Raw genomic sequence first — 16,317 nt, forward strand, 5'->3', positions numbered from 1 at the left:
ATGGTCCTGGCGTCGCAGGCGCAGCACGGGATGTGGCTCACCGAGGTGATGCACGGCACCGGCACGGCCTACCACATGCCCTTCGCGTTGTGGTTCGACGGCCCGCTGGACCGGGAGGCGATGCTGGCGGCGTGCCGGGCGGTGGTCGCGCGGCACCCGGTGCTGGGCTGCGCCTTCGATGAGCGTGACGGCTCACTGCGCCTGGTGCCCGCCACGGGCGCCCCGCCGATCGCGTTCGTGGTGGAGCCGGATCCGGGGGCGCTGACCGACAAGGAGATCGCGCTGCCGTTCGAGCTCTCCAGCGGGCCGCTGGCCCGGTTCACATTGGTGGAGATCTCGCCGGTCCGGCACCTGCTGCTGTTCGTGGCTCACCACCTCGTCTTCGACGGCATGTCGAAAGACCTGCTCGTACGGGATCTCGCCGCCGCCTACTCCGGAGCCCCCGGCCCGCCGCTGCCCATGCCGCACGGGAGGGCGGAGCGGCCCTCGCCGGAGGCGCAGGCGTACTGGCGGGCGCGCTGGCGCGAGGTGCCGCACGTGACGATCAACGGGGTGACCAGGACGCCACGACTGGCCGGGCACGGCGAGAGCGTGCTGCGCGACCTGACGCCCGACATGCCCGACATACCCGGCGTGACCAGGTTCCAGGTCTTCCTCACCGCCGTGCACGCTCTGCTCCACCGATACGGCAACGCCGACACGGCCGTGGCCGTGGCCATGTCGACCAGGACCGCCGAGACCCGGGACCACATCGGCCTGTTCGCCACCGAGCTGCCGACCTTCTCGTCGTTCCCGTCCGCGGGCTCCTTCCGTGAGCTCGCCCTGGGCTTCAAGGACGAACTGCGCGAGCTGAACGCCTTCCGCGAGGTGCCGGTGGCCAGGGCGGTGGGCGGCATCAAGCCGGCGGTGGCGCTCGCGCCGGTGTCCATCAGCTTCCGGCGGCGCGCGCCCGACCAGGTCTTCCCCGGGCTGGGGCTGTCGGTGGAGTGGAAGATGTCCAACCACATGGTCAGGACCGTCCTCCACCTCCAGGCCGTCGACGGCGACGACGGCCTGCTCCTGACGCTGCACTACAGCCCGGACGTCATCTCCCGGCAAGACGTCGAACTGGCCGCCGACCATCTCTCCGCGGTGCTGCGCGCGGTCCGCGCCGATCCGGACGTACGGCTCGCCGACCTGCCGCTCCCCGCGGCCCCGCTGGACATCCCCTCGCCTGCCACTCCGGAGGCCGGACCGGCGCGCTCCGGGGCCCGGGCGGAACCCATCGAGGAGGAGCTGGTCGAGCAGGTCCGGCTGATCTGGATGGAGGTCCTGCGGATGGACCACATCGCGCCGGACGAGGACCTCTACGACCTCGGCGGGCATTCCCTGACCATCACGCAGATCAGCGCCCGGATCAGGAAACGGCTCGGGGTGGAGGTGCCGTTCGACGTGTTCCTCGACGATCCGACGATCATCGGGGTGGCCAAGGCCGTGGACGGGCTGCGGTCATGATCTCTCTGGGCCAGGAGCGGCTCTGGTTCCTGCAGCGGCTCGACCCGTCCGACGCGGCCTACCGGGTGGCGGTGGTGCGGCGGCTACGGGGGACGCTCGACGTGGAGGCGCTGAAGGGCGCGTTCGGCGAGGTCGTGGAGCGGCACGAGTCGCTGCGCACGCGCTTCCCCGACCAGGACGGGCTCCCGGTCGCGGTGATCGACCCGCCGGGGACGGTCCCCGTCGAGCTCGTCGCGTTCGAGCGGGCGGGCACCGGGGAACCCGTGCTCGACCAGGTCGCGCGGCTGCTCGGCGAGCGCGCCAACACGCCCTTCGACCTGGCCTCCGCCCCGCCCCTGCGGATCACGCTGGTCCGGCTGGCGAACGACGACCACGTGCTGTGCGTGGTGCTGCACCACATCATCGGCGACGGCTGGTCCCTGAACGTGCTGATGAACGACCTGGCCGCCTGCTACCTCGCCCGCGCGCGGGGTGTCCCCGCCGTCCTTCCCGGCCTGCCCGTCCGCTACGCCGAGTACGCCGCCGAGCAGCGGAGCTCCGACGCCGGCGCCCACATCGGCTACTGGACGGGCCGGCTCGCCGGAGCGGCGCCGCTGGAGCTGCCCACGGACCGGCCGCGTCCCGCCCGGCGGAGCAGCGCGGGCGACGACGTGGGCTTCGACCTGCCGCCCGAGCTCGCCGGCGCGCTGTCCCGGCTGGCCAGGGCCGAACGCTCGACGCTGTTCATGGTGCTGCTGGCCGCCTACCAGGTGCTGCTGGCCAGGCATGCCGGGCAGGACGACATCGTGGTCGGCTCGCCCACCGCCGGGCGGGACCGGCCGGAGCTGGAGCCGATGGTCGGACTGTTCGCCTCCACGCTGGTGCTTCGGGGGGATCTGTCAGGGGATCCGACGTTCGCCGAGCTGCTGCGCCGGACCCGCCGTATTGTGCTGGAGGCGATGGCGCACCGCGAGGTGCCGATCGAGCGGGTGCTGTCCGCGCTCGACATCGAGCGCGACCTGTCGCGTACGCCGCTGTTCCAGGCGATGCTGGCGGTGCACAACGCCGCGGTCGGCTATGACGAGGTGGAGTCGTTCGCCGGGATGGAGAGCCTGCCGTTCCCGCACGGGGCTCCTCCGGCCATGGTGGACCTGCGGATGGACCTCTGGCCGTCGGGCGAGGGCTGGCACGGGGCGTTCTTCTACAGCACCGAGCTGTTCGACCGGGAGACGGTGACCCGGCTCGCCGAACGTTTCCTGACTCTGCTCGCCTCGATCGTCGCCTCTCCCGAGGCGCGGGTGTCAGAGCTCGACCTCCTTCCGGTCGCCGAACGCGCGCTGCTCGACCGGGTCTCGACCGGCCCGATCCTGGAGACGCCGGCCACGACCGTGGTGGACCTGGTCCTGCGGCAGGCCCGGCTGCGGCCCGGCGCGACCGCCGTCACGTGCGGCGGCGAGCGCCTCTCCTACGCCGAACTCGCCGCCCAGGCCCTGCGGGTCGGGGGCGGGCTGCGGGAGCGGGGCGCGGGGCCCGGAGCGGTCGTGGCCGTCCGGCTGCGCCGGTCGGCGGCATTGCCCGGGACGCTGCTCGGCGTGATGCTGACGGGGGCCGCCTACCTGCCGATCGACCCGGCGCTGCCGCCGAGCCGGGCGGCGTACGTGCTGGCGGATTCGGGAGCCCGGTTCACCCTGGACGACGACGACCCGCTCCCGGGGGCCGCCTCCGGGCCCGTCACCGACGCCTCCGCCGACGGGCCGGCCGCCTACGTGCTCTACACCTCCGGTTCGACCGGCCGCCCCAAGGGGGTGGCCGTGCCCCACGCGGCGCTGGTGAACCTGCTCACCGGGATGGAGCACCTGCTCGGAGCCGGTCCGGCGGACGTGTGGCTGGGCAGCACCTCACTCTCGTTCGACATCGCGGGGCTGGAGCTCTTCCTGCCGCTGGTGACCGGCGGGCGGCTGGTGCTGGCCGGCGACGAGACCGTGCGCGACGGCACCGCGCTGGCCGGGCTGATCTCCGCGTCCGGCGTGACGCACGTCCAGGCCACCCCGTCGGGCTGGAACATGCTGCTGTCGGCCGGGCTCGACGCGTCCGGGCTGGTGGCGCTGGCGGGCGGCGAGGTGCTGCCGCTCGCCCTGGCCAGGCGGTTGCGGCGGAGGGCGGCGCGGCTGTTCAACCTGTACGGCCCGACGGAGACCACGATCTGGTCCACCGCCTGGGAGGTTCCCGCCGAGCCCGGCCGGGTGAGCATCGGGCGGCCGATCGCCGGCACCCACGTCCACGTGCTCGACGGCGCCGGCGCCGTCGCGCCGATCGGTGTGCCGGGTGAGCTGGCGATCGGGGGTGCCGGGCTCGCGCTCGGCTACCTGGGCCGGCCGGAGCTGACCGCCGAGCGCTTCGTGAACGGGCTCTACCGGACCGGTGACCGGGTCAGGTGGCTCGGCGACGGCACCCTGGAGTTCCTCGGCAGGGGCGACGGCCAGGTGAAGCTGCGCGGGCACCGGATCGAGCTGGGTGAGATCGAGACCGCCCTGGAGTCTCATCCGCAGGTGCGGCAGGCGGCCGTCGTCGTGCGCGACGACGAACTGATCGCGTACGTGGTGGCCACGACTCCCGCAGGGGCCCCGGCGGACCTGCTCGAACACGCGGCCCGATGGCTGCCCTCCTTCATGGTGCCCCGTGTCGTGGTGGCGCTCGACGTGCTGCCGATGACGCCCAACGGCAAGGTCGACCGGCTGTCGCTGCCCGATCCGGAGACGGCGGCGGCGGGAAGGGGCGGCAGGCCTCGCACGGCCCGCGAGCGGCAGGTGGCCAAGATCTTCGGGGACGTGCTCCGGATCGGCGACGTCGGCGTGGACGACGACTTCTTCGCCCTCGGCGGGCACTCGCTGCTGGCCACCCAGGTCATCGCCAGGCTGGAGGCCGCGGGGACGACGGTGCCGCTGCGGACGCTGTTCGGGCGGCCCACCGTGGCCGGATTGGCGGCGACGCTGGAGGGGCTGCCCGACGAGCCGGGCCGCCCGCCGGCCCCGCGTCCGCCGGGCACGCTGCCTCCACTCTCGGCCGCCCAGGAACGGCTGTGGTTCCTGCACCGGCTCGATCCGGGCGACGCCTCGTACAACATGTACATCGTGCGCAGGCTGCGCGGCCCGCTCGACCCCGAGGCGCTGCGACGGGCGCTGACCGCGCTGCTCGCCCGGCACGAGTCGCTGCGCACGCGCTTTCCCGAGGTGGACGGGCGGCCGGTCGCCGTCGTGGAGCATGCCGGCCCCGCCGCCGTCGAACGGCTTGACACGCGTGACGAGGCGGAGGCCCGCGCGTGGGTGGCCGCCCGCACCAATGCCCCGATGGAGCTCGGTACGGCGCCGCCGCTCCGGACCACGCTGATCCGCCTGGGCGACGGCGATCACGTGTTGTGCGTGGTGCTCCACCACATCATCGCCGACGGCTGGTCCATCACCGTCCTCCTGAACGACCTGGCCGCCCTGTACGCCGAGGCCCTGACGAGCGGCGCGCCGCCGGACGGGGCCCTGGCACCGTTGACCGTCCAGCACGGTGATGTCGCGCGCTGGCTGCGGGAGCAGGACGGGAGCGCGGCGCTGGAGTACTGGCGGGAACGGCTCGCCGATCCGCCCACGCTGGCGCTGCACACCGACCGGCCGCACACACCGGGCCCCGCGCGGGGCGACTTCCACCTGCTGGACATCCCGGACGATCTGGCCAAGGCGCTGGACGCGACGGCGCGGCGGCAGCGCAGCACGCTGTTCATGGTGCTGCTGGCGGCGTACCAGGTCTTGCTGGCCCGGCACACCGGGCAGACGGATCTCCTGGTCGGCTCGCCCACCGCCGGGCGGGACCGGGTGGAGTTGGAGCCGATCGTCGGCTATCTGAGCACCACGCTGGTGCTGCGCGGCGACCTGTCGGGCGATCCCACCCTGGACGAGCTGCTGACCAGGACGCGCGGGACCGTGCTGGAGGCGATGGCGCACCAGGACGTGCCGTTCGAACGGCTGCTGGCGGACCTGGACATCGAGCGGGACATCACCAGGAAGCCGATGTTCCAGACCATGCTGACGCTGAACAGCCGGACGGCGGACGGGGAGCAGGACCGGCTCGGCGACGGGCTGGAGATGTCGTACTTCGACGACGGGTATCGCCAGGCCAAGTTCGATCTGGTGGTGGAGGCATGGCGGGCGCCGGGGCGGCTGCGGGTGGCCTTCGGCTACGACGCGGGCCTGTTCGACCCGGAGACGGTGGCGGGGCTGGCCGGACGGTTCGCGGTGCTGTTGCGCGCGATGGCCGACCCGGACAACCGCCATGCCCGCCTGTCGAGCCTGCCGATGCTCACCGCCGCCGACGAGGAACTGATCGCTTCGGCGAGCGGCGCCGAAAGCGCCGCGCCGGACGCCGGCGTGCGCGACAGTTCAGAGGCCGGCGTGCCGGGCATGGTCGCGGAAGCCGTCGCCGCCCACGCCCATGAGCCGGCCGTCGTGTGCGGGTCCGAGAGCGTGACCTACGGCGAACTGGCCGAGCGGGTGTCGCGGCTGGCCACCGAGCTGACGCGGCGTGGCGTGCGGCGCGGTGACGTGGTCGGCCTCCATCTCGGCCGGTCGATCGACGCCGTGGTGACGATGCTGGCGATCTGGCGCGCCGGAGCCGCCTACCTGCCCCTCGACCCCGCCTACCCCGCCGCGCGCCACCGGCACATGATCGCCACGAGCGGTGCCCGCCTGACCGTCTCCGACGGCCTGCGCGTCTCGGCCACGAACCCTGCTTCCCCCGGTCAGCCTCCCCCGGACGGCGAATCCGGCGGCGGCCTCGCGTACGTCCTCTACACCTCCGGCTCCACCGGGACCCCCAAGGGCGTGGCGGTCGAGCACGCCGGCCTGGCCGCCCGGGTCCGGTGGATGCGCCGGGAGTACGGTCTGCGTCCCGGTGATCAGGTGGTCCAGCTTGCCTCCCTGAGCTTCGACACCCACGCCGAGGAGCTCTACCCCGCCCTGACCACCGGCGCCACGGTCGTGCTCCTCCCCGATGGCGGCGCTACCCTGCCCGACCTGCTCGCCGAACGTCCCGGCATCACCGTGCTCGACCTCCCGACGGCGTACTTCCACCAGCTCGTGGACCTGATCGACGAGATCGCCTGGCCCGCCGCCCTCCGCCTGGTCGTCATCGGTGGCGAGCAGGTGCACGCCACCGCGGCGGCCCGCTGGCGGCGTCGTTTCGGCGACCGGGTACGGCTGGTCAACACCTACGGCCCCACCGAGACCACGATCGTCGCGACCGCCGCCGACCTGGCGGGCGACCCCGGCGACGAGCCCCGCCCTCCGATCGGCCGCCCGATCGAGGCCACCACGATCCGCGTCCTCGACGACCACGGCGCGCCCACCCCGCCCGGCGCCCCCGGTGAGCTGTACATCGGCGGCCCGGGCGTCGCCCGGGGCTATCTCGGCCTGCCGGAGGCGACGGCGCGGCGGTTCGTCCGGCTCCCCGGCGGCCGGTTCTTCCGCACCGGCGACCGGGTCCGGCTGCGCCCCGACGGTCTGCTGGAGTTCCTGGGGCGCATGGACGAGCAGGTCAAGGTGCGGGGCTTCCGCGTCGAGCCGGGTGAGGTCGAACACTGCCTGCTCACGCATCCCGACGTGCGGCAGGCCGCGGTGACCGCCAGGGACGGCGAGCTCGTCGCCTATGTGGTGGGTGAGGCGGCGGACCTGGCCCAACATGGGGCCCAGCAGGTGGCCCAGTATGTGGCAGGGCGGCTTCCGCCGTATCTGGTGCCCACCCGCTGGGTCGTCCTCGAGGCGTTGCCGCTCACCGCGAACGGCAAGCTCGACCGCGACGCGTTGCCGGAGCCGGGCCGTGCCACCGGCCGGGCGGTCCAGGAGGCCACGCCGCCGCGTTCGGACGCGGAGGAGCTGATCGCCGATGTCTGGGCCGAGGTGCTCGGCGCGGACAAGATCGGCGCGTTCGACGACTTCTTCGCGCTCGGCGGGCACTCACTGCTCGCCATCAGAGTGGCGGCCCGGTTGCGGACGATCGCCGGCGTGGACCTGCCGATCCGTACGCTGTTCACCCGCCGGACCGTCGCCGACCTGGCGCGCGCCGTCGAGGAGGCGCTGCTGGCGGAGGTGTCCGCTCTGTCCGACGAACAGGCGCTGAGCATGCTGGATCCGGAGGACAAGGCGTGACCGAGCTGACCGAGGCCCAGCGGGCGCTGCTGACCCAGAGGTTGCGGCGGCGCAAGAGCGCCGCGACGATCCCGGCGCTGCCGGGAGGGCAGGCGCCGCCGCTGTCCTACGCGCAGGAGCGGCTGTGGTTCATGGAGCAGTACGCGCCGGGCAACCCCGCGCACACGATCCCGTTCGTACGGCGGCTGCGCGGCCCGCTCGCCGCGGACCTGCTGGGCGACGCGCTGAACCGGGTCGCCGCGCGCCACCAGCCGCTGCGGACCCGCTTCCCGGTCAGTGACGACGGGCAGCCCATGGTGACGGTCTCGGCCGCCGTCACGGTCCCGCTCACCGTCGCCGACCTCACCTCCTCCCCCGCCGCCGGCTCCGCCGACGAGGCGCGGGCTCTGGCCGACCGCTTCCTCGCCGAGCCGTTCGACCTGGTGACCGGGCCGGTGATCAAGGCCCTGCTGGTACGGCTGGCGGCCGACGATCACGTGCTGGCCATCGCCGTGCACCACATCGCGGCCGACGGCTGGTCGGCGAACATCCTGCTGCGCGAAGTTCTGACCTGCTACGACGGGGGGCCGCTGGCCGACCTGCCCGTCACCTACGGGGACTTCGCCGCCTGGCAGCGCGCGCGGCCCGGCGGCGCGGACGACGTGGCCTACTGGCGCGAGCGGCTGGCCGGCCTGCCGCCGCTGGAGCTGCCCACGGACTTCCCTCGGCCGCCCGAGCTGACCCACCTCGGTGCGGCGCACTCCTTCACCGTGGACCCCGCCCTGGTCGCGCGGCTGGAGCGGCTGGGGCGGGAGCACGGCGCCACGCCGTACATGGTGTTGCTGGCGGCCTTCGCGGCGCTGCTCGGCCGCTACGCCGGGCAGGAGGACGTGGCGGTGGGCTCCCCCGTGGCCGGGCGCTCGCTGCCGGAGCTGGACGGGCTCGTCGGCTGCTTCGTCAACATGCTCGCCATGCGGGTGGACCTGTCGGGCGACCCGTCGTTCGCGGAGCTGACGCGGCGGGTGCGGGACATGTCCATGGACGCCTTCGCGCACCAGGAGCTGCCGTTCGAGCGGCTGGTGTCGGAGCTGAACGTGCCGCGGGAGGTGTCGCGGTCGCCGCTGTTCCAGGTCCTGTTCGCGATGCAGAACTACGGCGGGGAGCCGTCGCCCGCCGGCGGCCCGGCCGTCGAGGGGTTCGCGCCGGGCGTGTGGGCCACCCGGTTCGATCTGGAGCTGTACACCGGCGGCGATGGTTCGTTCCTGTTCGTCTACAACGTCGCGCTGTTCTCGGCGGAGCGGATCGCGCGGATGGCCGGGCATCTCACCGCCCTGCTCGACGGGGTCGCGGCCGGCCCGTCGGCCCCCGTCTCCACGATCGAGCTGCTCACGGCGCCGGAGCGGGCGGAACGGGAGCGGTGGAACGACACCGGGCTCGACCTGGGCGCGGACGGCCTGCTGCACCGCCCGTTCGAGGAGCGGGTGCCGTACGCGCCGGACGCCGTCGCGGTGACCCACCCGGACGGCGCGATCACGTACGCGGAGCTGGACCGGCGGGCCACGCTGCTGGCCGCCGAGCTGACGTCCGCAGGCGTGCGACGCGGAGAGCTGGTCGCGGTCGTGATGGAGCGGGGGTGGGAGCAGGTGGTCGCGGTGCTGGCCGTCGGCAAGGCCGGGGCGGCGTACCTGCCGGTCGACGTGGACCTGCCCGACCAGCGGCGCTTCGAGCTGATGGCACGCGGCGAGTGCCGGGTCGCGCTCACCCAGCCGCGGCTGGACCTGACCTGGCCCGCCGGCGTGACCCGGGTGCCGGTGACCTCCCTCACCGCGTCGCCGGCCGTGGTGGGCGACGACCGCGCCGACTGCCCGGCGGCGCCCGGCGACCTCGCCTATGTGATCTTCACGTCGGGCTCGACCGGCTCGCCGAAAGGCGTGATGATCGAGCACCGGGCCGCCCTCAACACCATCCGCGACATCAACCACCGGTTTCGTGTCGGCCCCGCCGACCGGGTCCTGGCCCTGTCGGCGCTCAGCTTCGACCTGTCCGTGTACGACGTCCACGGCGCCCTGGCGGCCGGGGCGACCCTCGTCATGGGCGAGCCGTCGGCCGACAAGGACCCCGCCGCCTGGGCCCGGCTGGTCACCGAGCACGGCGTCACCGTGTGGAACTCGGTCCCCGCCCTCATGGAGCTCCTGGTCGACCACGCCGAGCACGAGGGCACCGACCTGAGCTCGCTGCGCCTGGTGATGATGTCGGGCGACTGGATCCCGCTGACCCTTCCCGACCGGATCCGCGCCCTGGCCCCCCAGTCCGAGATCATCAGCCTGGGCGGCGCCACCGAAGGCTCGATCTGGTCCATCTTCCACCCGATCGGCGCGGTGGACCCGGCGTGGTCGTCGATCCCCTACGGCCGTCCGCTGGCCAACCAGTCCTTCCACGTCCTGGACCGCGGCCTGTGCGACGTGCCCGTGGGCATGCCCGGCGACCTCTACATCGGCGGAGCGGGCCTGGCCACCGGCTACTGGCGCGACCCGGACCGCACCGCCGCCGCCTTCCTCACCCACCCGCGTACCGGCGAGCGCCTCTACCGGACGGGAGATCGGGGCCGCTACGGCCCGGACGGCACCATCGAGTTCCTCGGCCGCGCCGACGCACAGGTGAAGATCCGCGGCTATCGCATCGAACTGGGCGAGATCGAGAGCCACCTCTCCCGTCACCCGGACGTGGCCGAGTGTGTGGTCACCACCCACGGATCGGGCACGGCGGCACAGCTCGTGGCGTACGTGGTCGGCGAGTCCGCCGCCCCGCCGGACCCGGTACGCCTGCGCGCCCATCTCGCCGAGACCCTGCCCGCGTACATGATCCCCACCCGCTTCGTCCCCCTCCCCCGGTTGCCTCTGACGGCCAACGGCAAGGTGGACCGGCGCCGCCTCCCCGATCCGCCGGCGTCGGCGGCGGCGCCGAGCGAGCGGGCCGCGCCGGCCACGGAGGCGGAGCGCCTGGTCGCCGCGGTCTGGGCCGAACTGCTCGACGGGGCCGCCATCGGGATCGACGACGACTTCTTCGACGCCGGCGGACACTCCCTGCTGGCGATCAAGGTGGTGGCCAGGCTGCGGAGGGTGCTGCCGCCCGTCGCGGCGCCCATCGCCGTGGTGGACCTGTTCAAGCACCCGACCATCCGCGAGCTGGCCGCGCTGGTCGACGGCACCGCCACCGCGTCGCGCGGGCTCCTGCACGAGCTGACGCCTAGCCGTACCTCTCCTCCTGAGCTCACGTACGTCTGCGTGCCGTACGGCGGAGGCGCGGCGGTGGTCTATCAGCCACTGGCGGACGCCCTGCCGGAGACGTACGCCCTGTGGTCGCTCGCCATCCCCGGGCATGATGTCGGCCTGGACGAGGAGCGGCTGCCGCTGGAGGAGGTGGCGTCCAGGTGCGTGGCCGAGATCCAGGACAAGGTACGCGGGCCCGTCGCGTTGTACGGGCACTGCGGCGTGGGGTCGGCCCTGATCGTCGAGATCGCGCGGCGACTGGAGGCGGCGGGGCGCGAGCTCGAAGCGGTGTACATCGGGGCGATCTTCCCGTTCGCCCGTCCGGGGAGCGGGCCCCTGGCGGCGCTGTCCAGGCTGGCCAGGCGGGAGTTCCTGCGTAGCGACCGCGGCTATGCCAACTGGCTGACGTCCATGGGCCTGGACATGGGCGATCTGGAGCCGGGGCAGGCTCGGCACATCATCAAGAACATGCGGCGCGACAGCGAGGCCGCGGAGGAGTATTTCACCGGGCTGTTCGAGGGCTCGGTGGAGCGGTTGCGGGCACCGATCATCAGCGTGGCCGGAGAGCACGACCCGGCGACCGAGTACTTCGAAGAGCGGTATCGCGAGTGGCACTTCCTCACGCCGACGGCCGCCGTGGTGGAGCTGGACGAGGCCGGGCACTTTTTCCTGAAATATCGGGCGGCGGAGCTCGCCGAAATCGTCACCCGCACGCACCGCGCCATCAAACCGGTCACAGAGCCGGTCACAGAGCCGGTCACAGAGCCGGTCACAGAGCCGGTCACAGAGCCGGACGCGGGTTCAGCGGTCGCGGGCGGGGCCAGTTGGCGGGTACGGGAGGTGTCGCGGGCGGGAACACCCGCCGGGACGCAGGCCGGAGCACAGGCCCGCGTGACCGGGCCGCAGCCGAGCATGAAGCGGTTCGTGGCCGTCGCCGCCGGTCAGTCGGTCTCCCTCCTGGGGTCGGCGCTGACCGGGTTCGCCATCCCCGTCTGGATCTATCTGACCACGGGCTCGCTGGCGCAGTTCGCCCTGCTCTCCGTGATCGGGCTGGTGCCGGGGATGGTGGTGGCCCCGCTGGCGGGCGCGATCGTCGACCGGGGGAACCGGCGGGCCGTCATGCTCGGCGGCGACGTCGCCGCCGTCGGCACCCAGCTCGCCTTCGGGGCGCTTCTCTGGACGGGGAGCCTGCAGACCTGGCACATCTATCCGCTCATCGCGCTGCAGTCGGTGGCGCTCACATTCCAGCGGCTGGCCTACACCTCGGCCGTGCCGCAGCTCGTTCCCAAGCGTTACCTCGGCCATGCCAACGGCATCGTCCAGATGGCCGGAGGCATGACGCAGTTGCTCGTGCCCCTCGCAGCCGTCGGGCTGATGGCCGTGATCGGGCTGGAGGGGATCCTCGTGCTCGACGTGGCCAGCTACGTGTTCGCGATCGGGGTGACGGCGCTGACGCGCTTCCCCGCCGCGATGGCCTGGCGCCGGAAGGAGCCGGTGCTGACGGAGATGGCGGCCGGGTTCCGTTACTCCTGGGGGAACCTGGGGTTCCGTCAGATGCTCCTCTACTTCGCGGTGCTGAACATCTTCCTGTCGCCCCTGTTCCTGCTGATCTCGCCGCTGGTGCTCTCCTTCGGCACGCTGCAGGACGTGGGCCGGATCTCGTTCGTGTCCGGGCTGGGGGTCTTCCTCGGCGGTCTGGCCATGACGGCCTGGGGCGGCCCGCGGCGCGGGCGGATGCGGGCGGTGCTGTGGTGCACGCTGGCGCTGGCGGCGTTCTGCCTGGTGACGGGGTTGCGAGCGGATCTGGTGACGATCGGGATCGGGGCGTTCGGAATGTCGCTCTGGGTGACGCTGCTGAACGGTGTCTATGCCACGATCGTGCAGGTCAAGGTGCCGCAGCGGTTCCACGGGCGGGTGTTCGCGCTGAACACGCTGATCGCCTGGTCCACGCTGCCGCTCGGTTTCGGGCTCGTGGCGCCGTACGGGGCGGCGGTGTTCGACCCGCTGCTCACCCCTGGCGGGTCGCTCGCGCCGACCGTCGGAGCGCTCATCGGGACCGGCGCCGGGCGTGGGGTGGGGCTCATGTACCTGCTGTTCGCCCTGGCGATGGCGGTGCTGGCGGTGGTGGCGCTGCGGTCGCGGCTGCCAGGGCTGCTCGACAAGAGCGCCGACGCGGCCCCGGACGATCTCGTCGGGCTACAGGCCCTCGGACGGACGCTCTAGGGTCTCCTTCAGCGCTTGGAGGAACAGCACGACCTCCCTGCCGTTGACGATCCTGTGGTCGTAGGCCAGGCCGATCGCCGCCACCGTGCGCTCACCCTCGGGCTGCGGTGAGGTGAGGGCCACGGCGCAGGTCTGGCCGGGGAAGATGATCGGGATGGCCAGGATGATGTCGGCGTCATGGTGCAGGGTGACGACGATGTTCCCGCCGGTGAGGTGCTCTTCGCCGAAGCCGCCGTGCTGGGCGAGCCTGCGGAACTCGGCCAGGCGTTCGGCGATGTCCGGCACGGCGAGGCGGTCGCGGATCACCGGCACGTAGAGGCCGCTTCCCATGTCGATCGTCACTCCCACGCGCGGCTGGTCGGGGATGCGGACGGTCTGGTCGTCGATGAGCTCGGCGAAGAACATCGGGAAGTCGTCGTGCAGCCGGGCGACGGCGGCGACGAGCAGGTCAGGGAGGCCGACCAGCCTGCGTAGCCGTCTGGTCAGGGTCCGGGCCGTCGCGAGGGCGGGGGTGACGTCCACCTTGATGACGGTGTATCCGGCGGGGATGGCCTGGTGCGACAGGGTCACGGTCCGGCCGACCGCGCGCTGGTGGCCGGACAGCGTACGGGTCCTCCCGCCGCCGGTGGCCATCTCGGCGGCGAGCCGCTCCACGTCGGTTCGCCGTACCACCTTGACGTCCAACCCGGCCACCAGCGCGGGGTCGAGGCCGAGCTCGTCCAGCAACGCGCGCGCCGGCGCCGTGACGAGCGGCCCGCCGGCGGCGGGCACCGGCTCGGGGCCGGGCGCCGGGTCGGCGGCTGACATCGGGCCGACCCGGGCGATGAGCTGGCCGGGGACGCACCTCATGCCCGTCCGTACCAACTGAGTCAGCGCTCCGTCCTGCTCGCTGACCAACTCCTCCACCGTCTTCGACGTCTCCAGCGTCGCCACCGGGTCGTCCCGCCGCACCGGAGCCCCGTCCTCGGCCAGCCACTCCAGCAGCGTGTACTCCGAGTCGTTGTTGTTCAGTTTCGGGACCCGGATCTCACCCATCGAGCGCCTCCAGTACGGCCCGGCAGATCGTGCTGTCCTGCAGCACCACGTCACGCTCCAGGTGGGCGGCCGTGGGGATCACGCTGTCGGCGGAGCTGACCAGGCGGACCGGCCGCCGGAGTGAGCCCCACAGCCGGGCGTGCAGGTCGGCGGCTATGTGGCCGCCCCAGGTGCCGCCCGCGCTGCCGTCCTCCGCCACGCAGATCAGTCCCGCCCGGCCGAGCAGCGGCAGTAGCCCGGCGGGATCGAACGGGTACAGGCGCGACGGGACGAGCACGGCCCCGGCGAGGTCGTGGGAGAGCAGCAGCGTCCGCATGGCGGCGATGGCCCGGTGCGCCACGCCGCCAGGGGCGATCACCGCGTAGTCGAGGTCGCCGTCGAACCGCACCACGGCGACGTCCTCGATGAGGTCCCAGGTGAACAGCTCGTCCACGTCGTACATCCGGTGGGTGTAGAGGACCTTGTCCTCGAAGAGCAGGCAGGGCTCCTCGAGCGCGAGCATCCGGTCGAGGACGGCGCGGTTGTCGTGGAACGGCGACATCTCGAAGAGGGAGAGGCCGGGTACGCCGATGAAGTGCTTCTGCAGGTTCTGGCTGTGGGTGGGGCCGTAGCCGCGGTTGCCCCCCGAGGGACAGCGGATGATCAGGGGCATGGGGACGCGCCGGCCGTACATGGAGACGGACTTGGCGGCGAAGTTCACGATCTGGTCGAAGGCGAGCGCGGCGAAGTCGCCGAACATGATCTCGACGATGGCCTTCTCCCCCGCGAGCGCGAGGCCGGAGGCGGCGCCGACGATCGCGCCTTCGCTGAGCGGAGTCGTCAGGACCCGGTCGGGGAAGTGGGTGGACAGGCCGCGGGTGATCTTGAAGGCGCCGCCGTAGGGGTCCAGGAGGTCCTCGCCGAGCACGTACACGTCGGGGTCGTCGCCGAGCAGGCCGTGCAGGGCCTGGTTGAGGTTCTCGCCCACCCTCATGCGGTGGTCCAGGCGGCCGGCGGCCGGGCGGCCACCTCTGCGGCGATCGCGTCCATGCGGGAGCGGGCCGCCGCTTCGATCCGCGACGACTGGTCGGGGTTTTCAGCCTGGTAGGAGGCGTACCAGTCGGTGATCACGGCGTCGGGCGGGCGTGAGTCGTCACCCTTGCTGTGCGGGCCGAGGCGGTGCGTGGCGAATTCCACCACCGCCGGCGAGCCGCCCCTGACCCTCTCCACCCAGGGCGCGAGCTGCCGTCGTATCTCGGCGACATCCAGGCTCGACACCCGCGTGTGCCCGATGTCGAAGGCGGCCGCCCGCCCCGCGATGGTGCCGGCCATCTGGAGCTCGGTCGGGGTGGACTGGGCGATGCCGTTGTGCTCGACCACCACGAGCAGCGGCAACCGCCAGAGCCGCGCCATGTTCAATGCCTCGTACACCGCCCCTTCGCCCCACGTCCCGTCACCGATGTACACGCAGGCGAGCGTGCCTGGCTCGTGCCGCTTGAGCTGCAGGGCCACGCCGGCGGCCACCGGCAGGCTCTGCCCCTGCACGCCGGTCGACAGGTAGCGGTCGCGGCGCAGGTGCTGGCTGCCCCCCACCCCGTCGCACACGGCGCCCTTCCGGCCCATGATCTCGGCGAGCAGCCCTTCCGGGTCCTCGAACCGGGCCAGGTAGTGGCCGTGCCCGCGATGATTGCTGAACACCCAGTCGCGATCGTTCAGCAGCGGGCGCAGGGAGACGGGGACGTACTCCTGCCCGAGGCAGGTGTGGGTGGTGCCGTTGAGCTCGCCCTTGGTAAAGAGCGCGAGCACCTTTCGTTCGAAGGACCGGATCAGCAGCAGTAGCGCCAAGTCCTCATCCGCCAGCCTGTTCATAGGCCCCTTGAGTCCCAGGAAAACCTCCAGAAAGGCTATACAACACCGACATATCGCGTCTACGCCTGATCGTCGAGTGTTCAGGACACCCGGATACAGGCGAGCCGTGACCCGAGTCGAAGTCGAGGTGCTCGACGTGGCCGGCGCAGGTCCTGGCGACCGAGCGACACGTTCGACGTCAGGTCTTCGGCGTGCCGGCATCTGTGAGAGCGCATCGAGTTTCCCTTCCAATATGCGGGAAATCCTCCCCCGGGCACGCGGGTACTACAGGCGAGCCTCCCCCACGCCAATGCCGGCGGCCG

6 protein-coding genes are annotated in these 16,317 nt (G+C 72.6%); 3 read left to right on the forward strand and 3 right to left on the reverse strand.

The genetic code is table 11. The annotated features are described in order from the left end of the window. Genes C4V41_RS54335 through C4V41_RS54345 form a run of 3 tightly spaced genes read left to right on the forward strand, consistent with a single transcriptional unit; the run spans nt 1 to nt 13,132 of the window. On the forward strand, nt 1–1,494 hold the full coding sequence (locus tag C4V41_RS54335) for a condensation domain-containing protein (protein WP_103963937.1): 1,494 nt from the start codon (nt 1–3) through the stop codon (nt 1,492–1,494). Beyond that, entirely contained in the window at nt 1,491–7,661 is a 6,171-nt protein-coding gene (locus tag C4V41_RS54340; protein ID WP_103963938.1) for a non-ribosomal peptide synthetase, read from the forward strand. The genes C4V41_RS54335 and C4V41_RS54340 overlap by 4 nt, the downstream gene beginning before the upstream one ends. After that, nucleotides 7,658–13,132, forward strand: coding sequence for a non-ribosomal peptide synthetase/MFS transporter (locus C4V41_RS54345; protein WP_103963939.1), 5,475 nt, complete (start codon nt 7,658–7,660; stop codon nt 13,130–13,132). Before C4V41_RS54340 ends, C4V41_RS54345 begins: the two co-directional genes overlap by 4 nt. On the opposite strand, the gene C4V41_RS63650 is transcribed toward C4V41_RS54345, so the two are convergent. From C4V41_RS63650 to C4V41_RS54355, 3 genes are read right to left on the reverse strand one after another with little or no spacing between them, the layout of a single operon-like run. Further along, nucleotides 13,106–14,167 carry a 2-oxo acid dehydrogenase subunit E2 gene (locus tag C4V41_RS63650; RefSeq protein WP_200824900.1) on the reverse strand — a complete coding sequence of 354 codons (1,062 nt, stop codon included), beginning with the start codon at nt 14,165–14,167 and terminating at the stop codon, nt 13,106–13,108. The two genes, C4V41_RS54345 and C4V41_RS63650, sit on opposite strands and share 27 nt — an antisense overlap. Further along, the gene (locus tag C4V41_RS63655) at nt 14,160–15,140 is read right to left on the reverse strand and encodes an alpha-ketoacid dehydrogenase subunit beta (protein WP_200824901.1); all 981 of its coding nucleotides are present in this window, start codon (nt 15,138–15,140) and stop codon (nt 14,160–14,162) included. Before C4V41_RS63655 ends, C4V41_RS63650 begins: the two co-directional genes overlap by 8 nt. Then, complete coding sequence (locus C4V41_RS54355) at nt 15,137–16,015, reverse strand: thiamine pyrophosphate-dependent dehydrogenase E1 component subunit alpha (protein ID WP_103963940.1); 879 nt, start codon at nt 16,013–16,015, stop codon at nt 15,137–15,139. Before C4V41_RS54355 ends, C4V41_RS63655 begins: the two co-directional genes overlap by 4 nt. Nucleotides 16,016–16,317 lie beyond the last annotated feature (302 nt).

This window comes from Nonomuraea solani (genome assembly GCF_900108335.1).
Classification (GTDB): domain Bacteria; phylum Actinomycetota; class Actinomycetes; order Streptosporangiales; family Streptosporangiaceae; genus Nonomuraea; species Nonomuraea solani.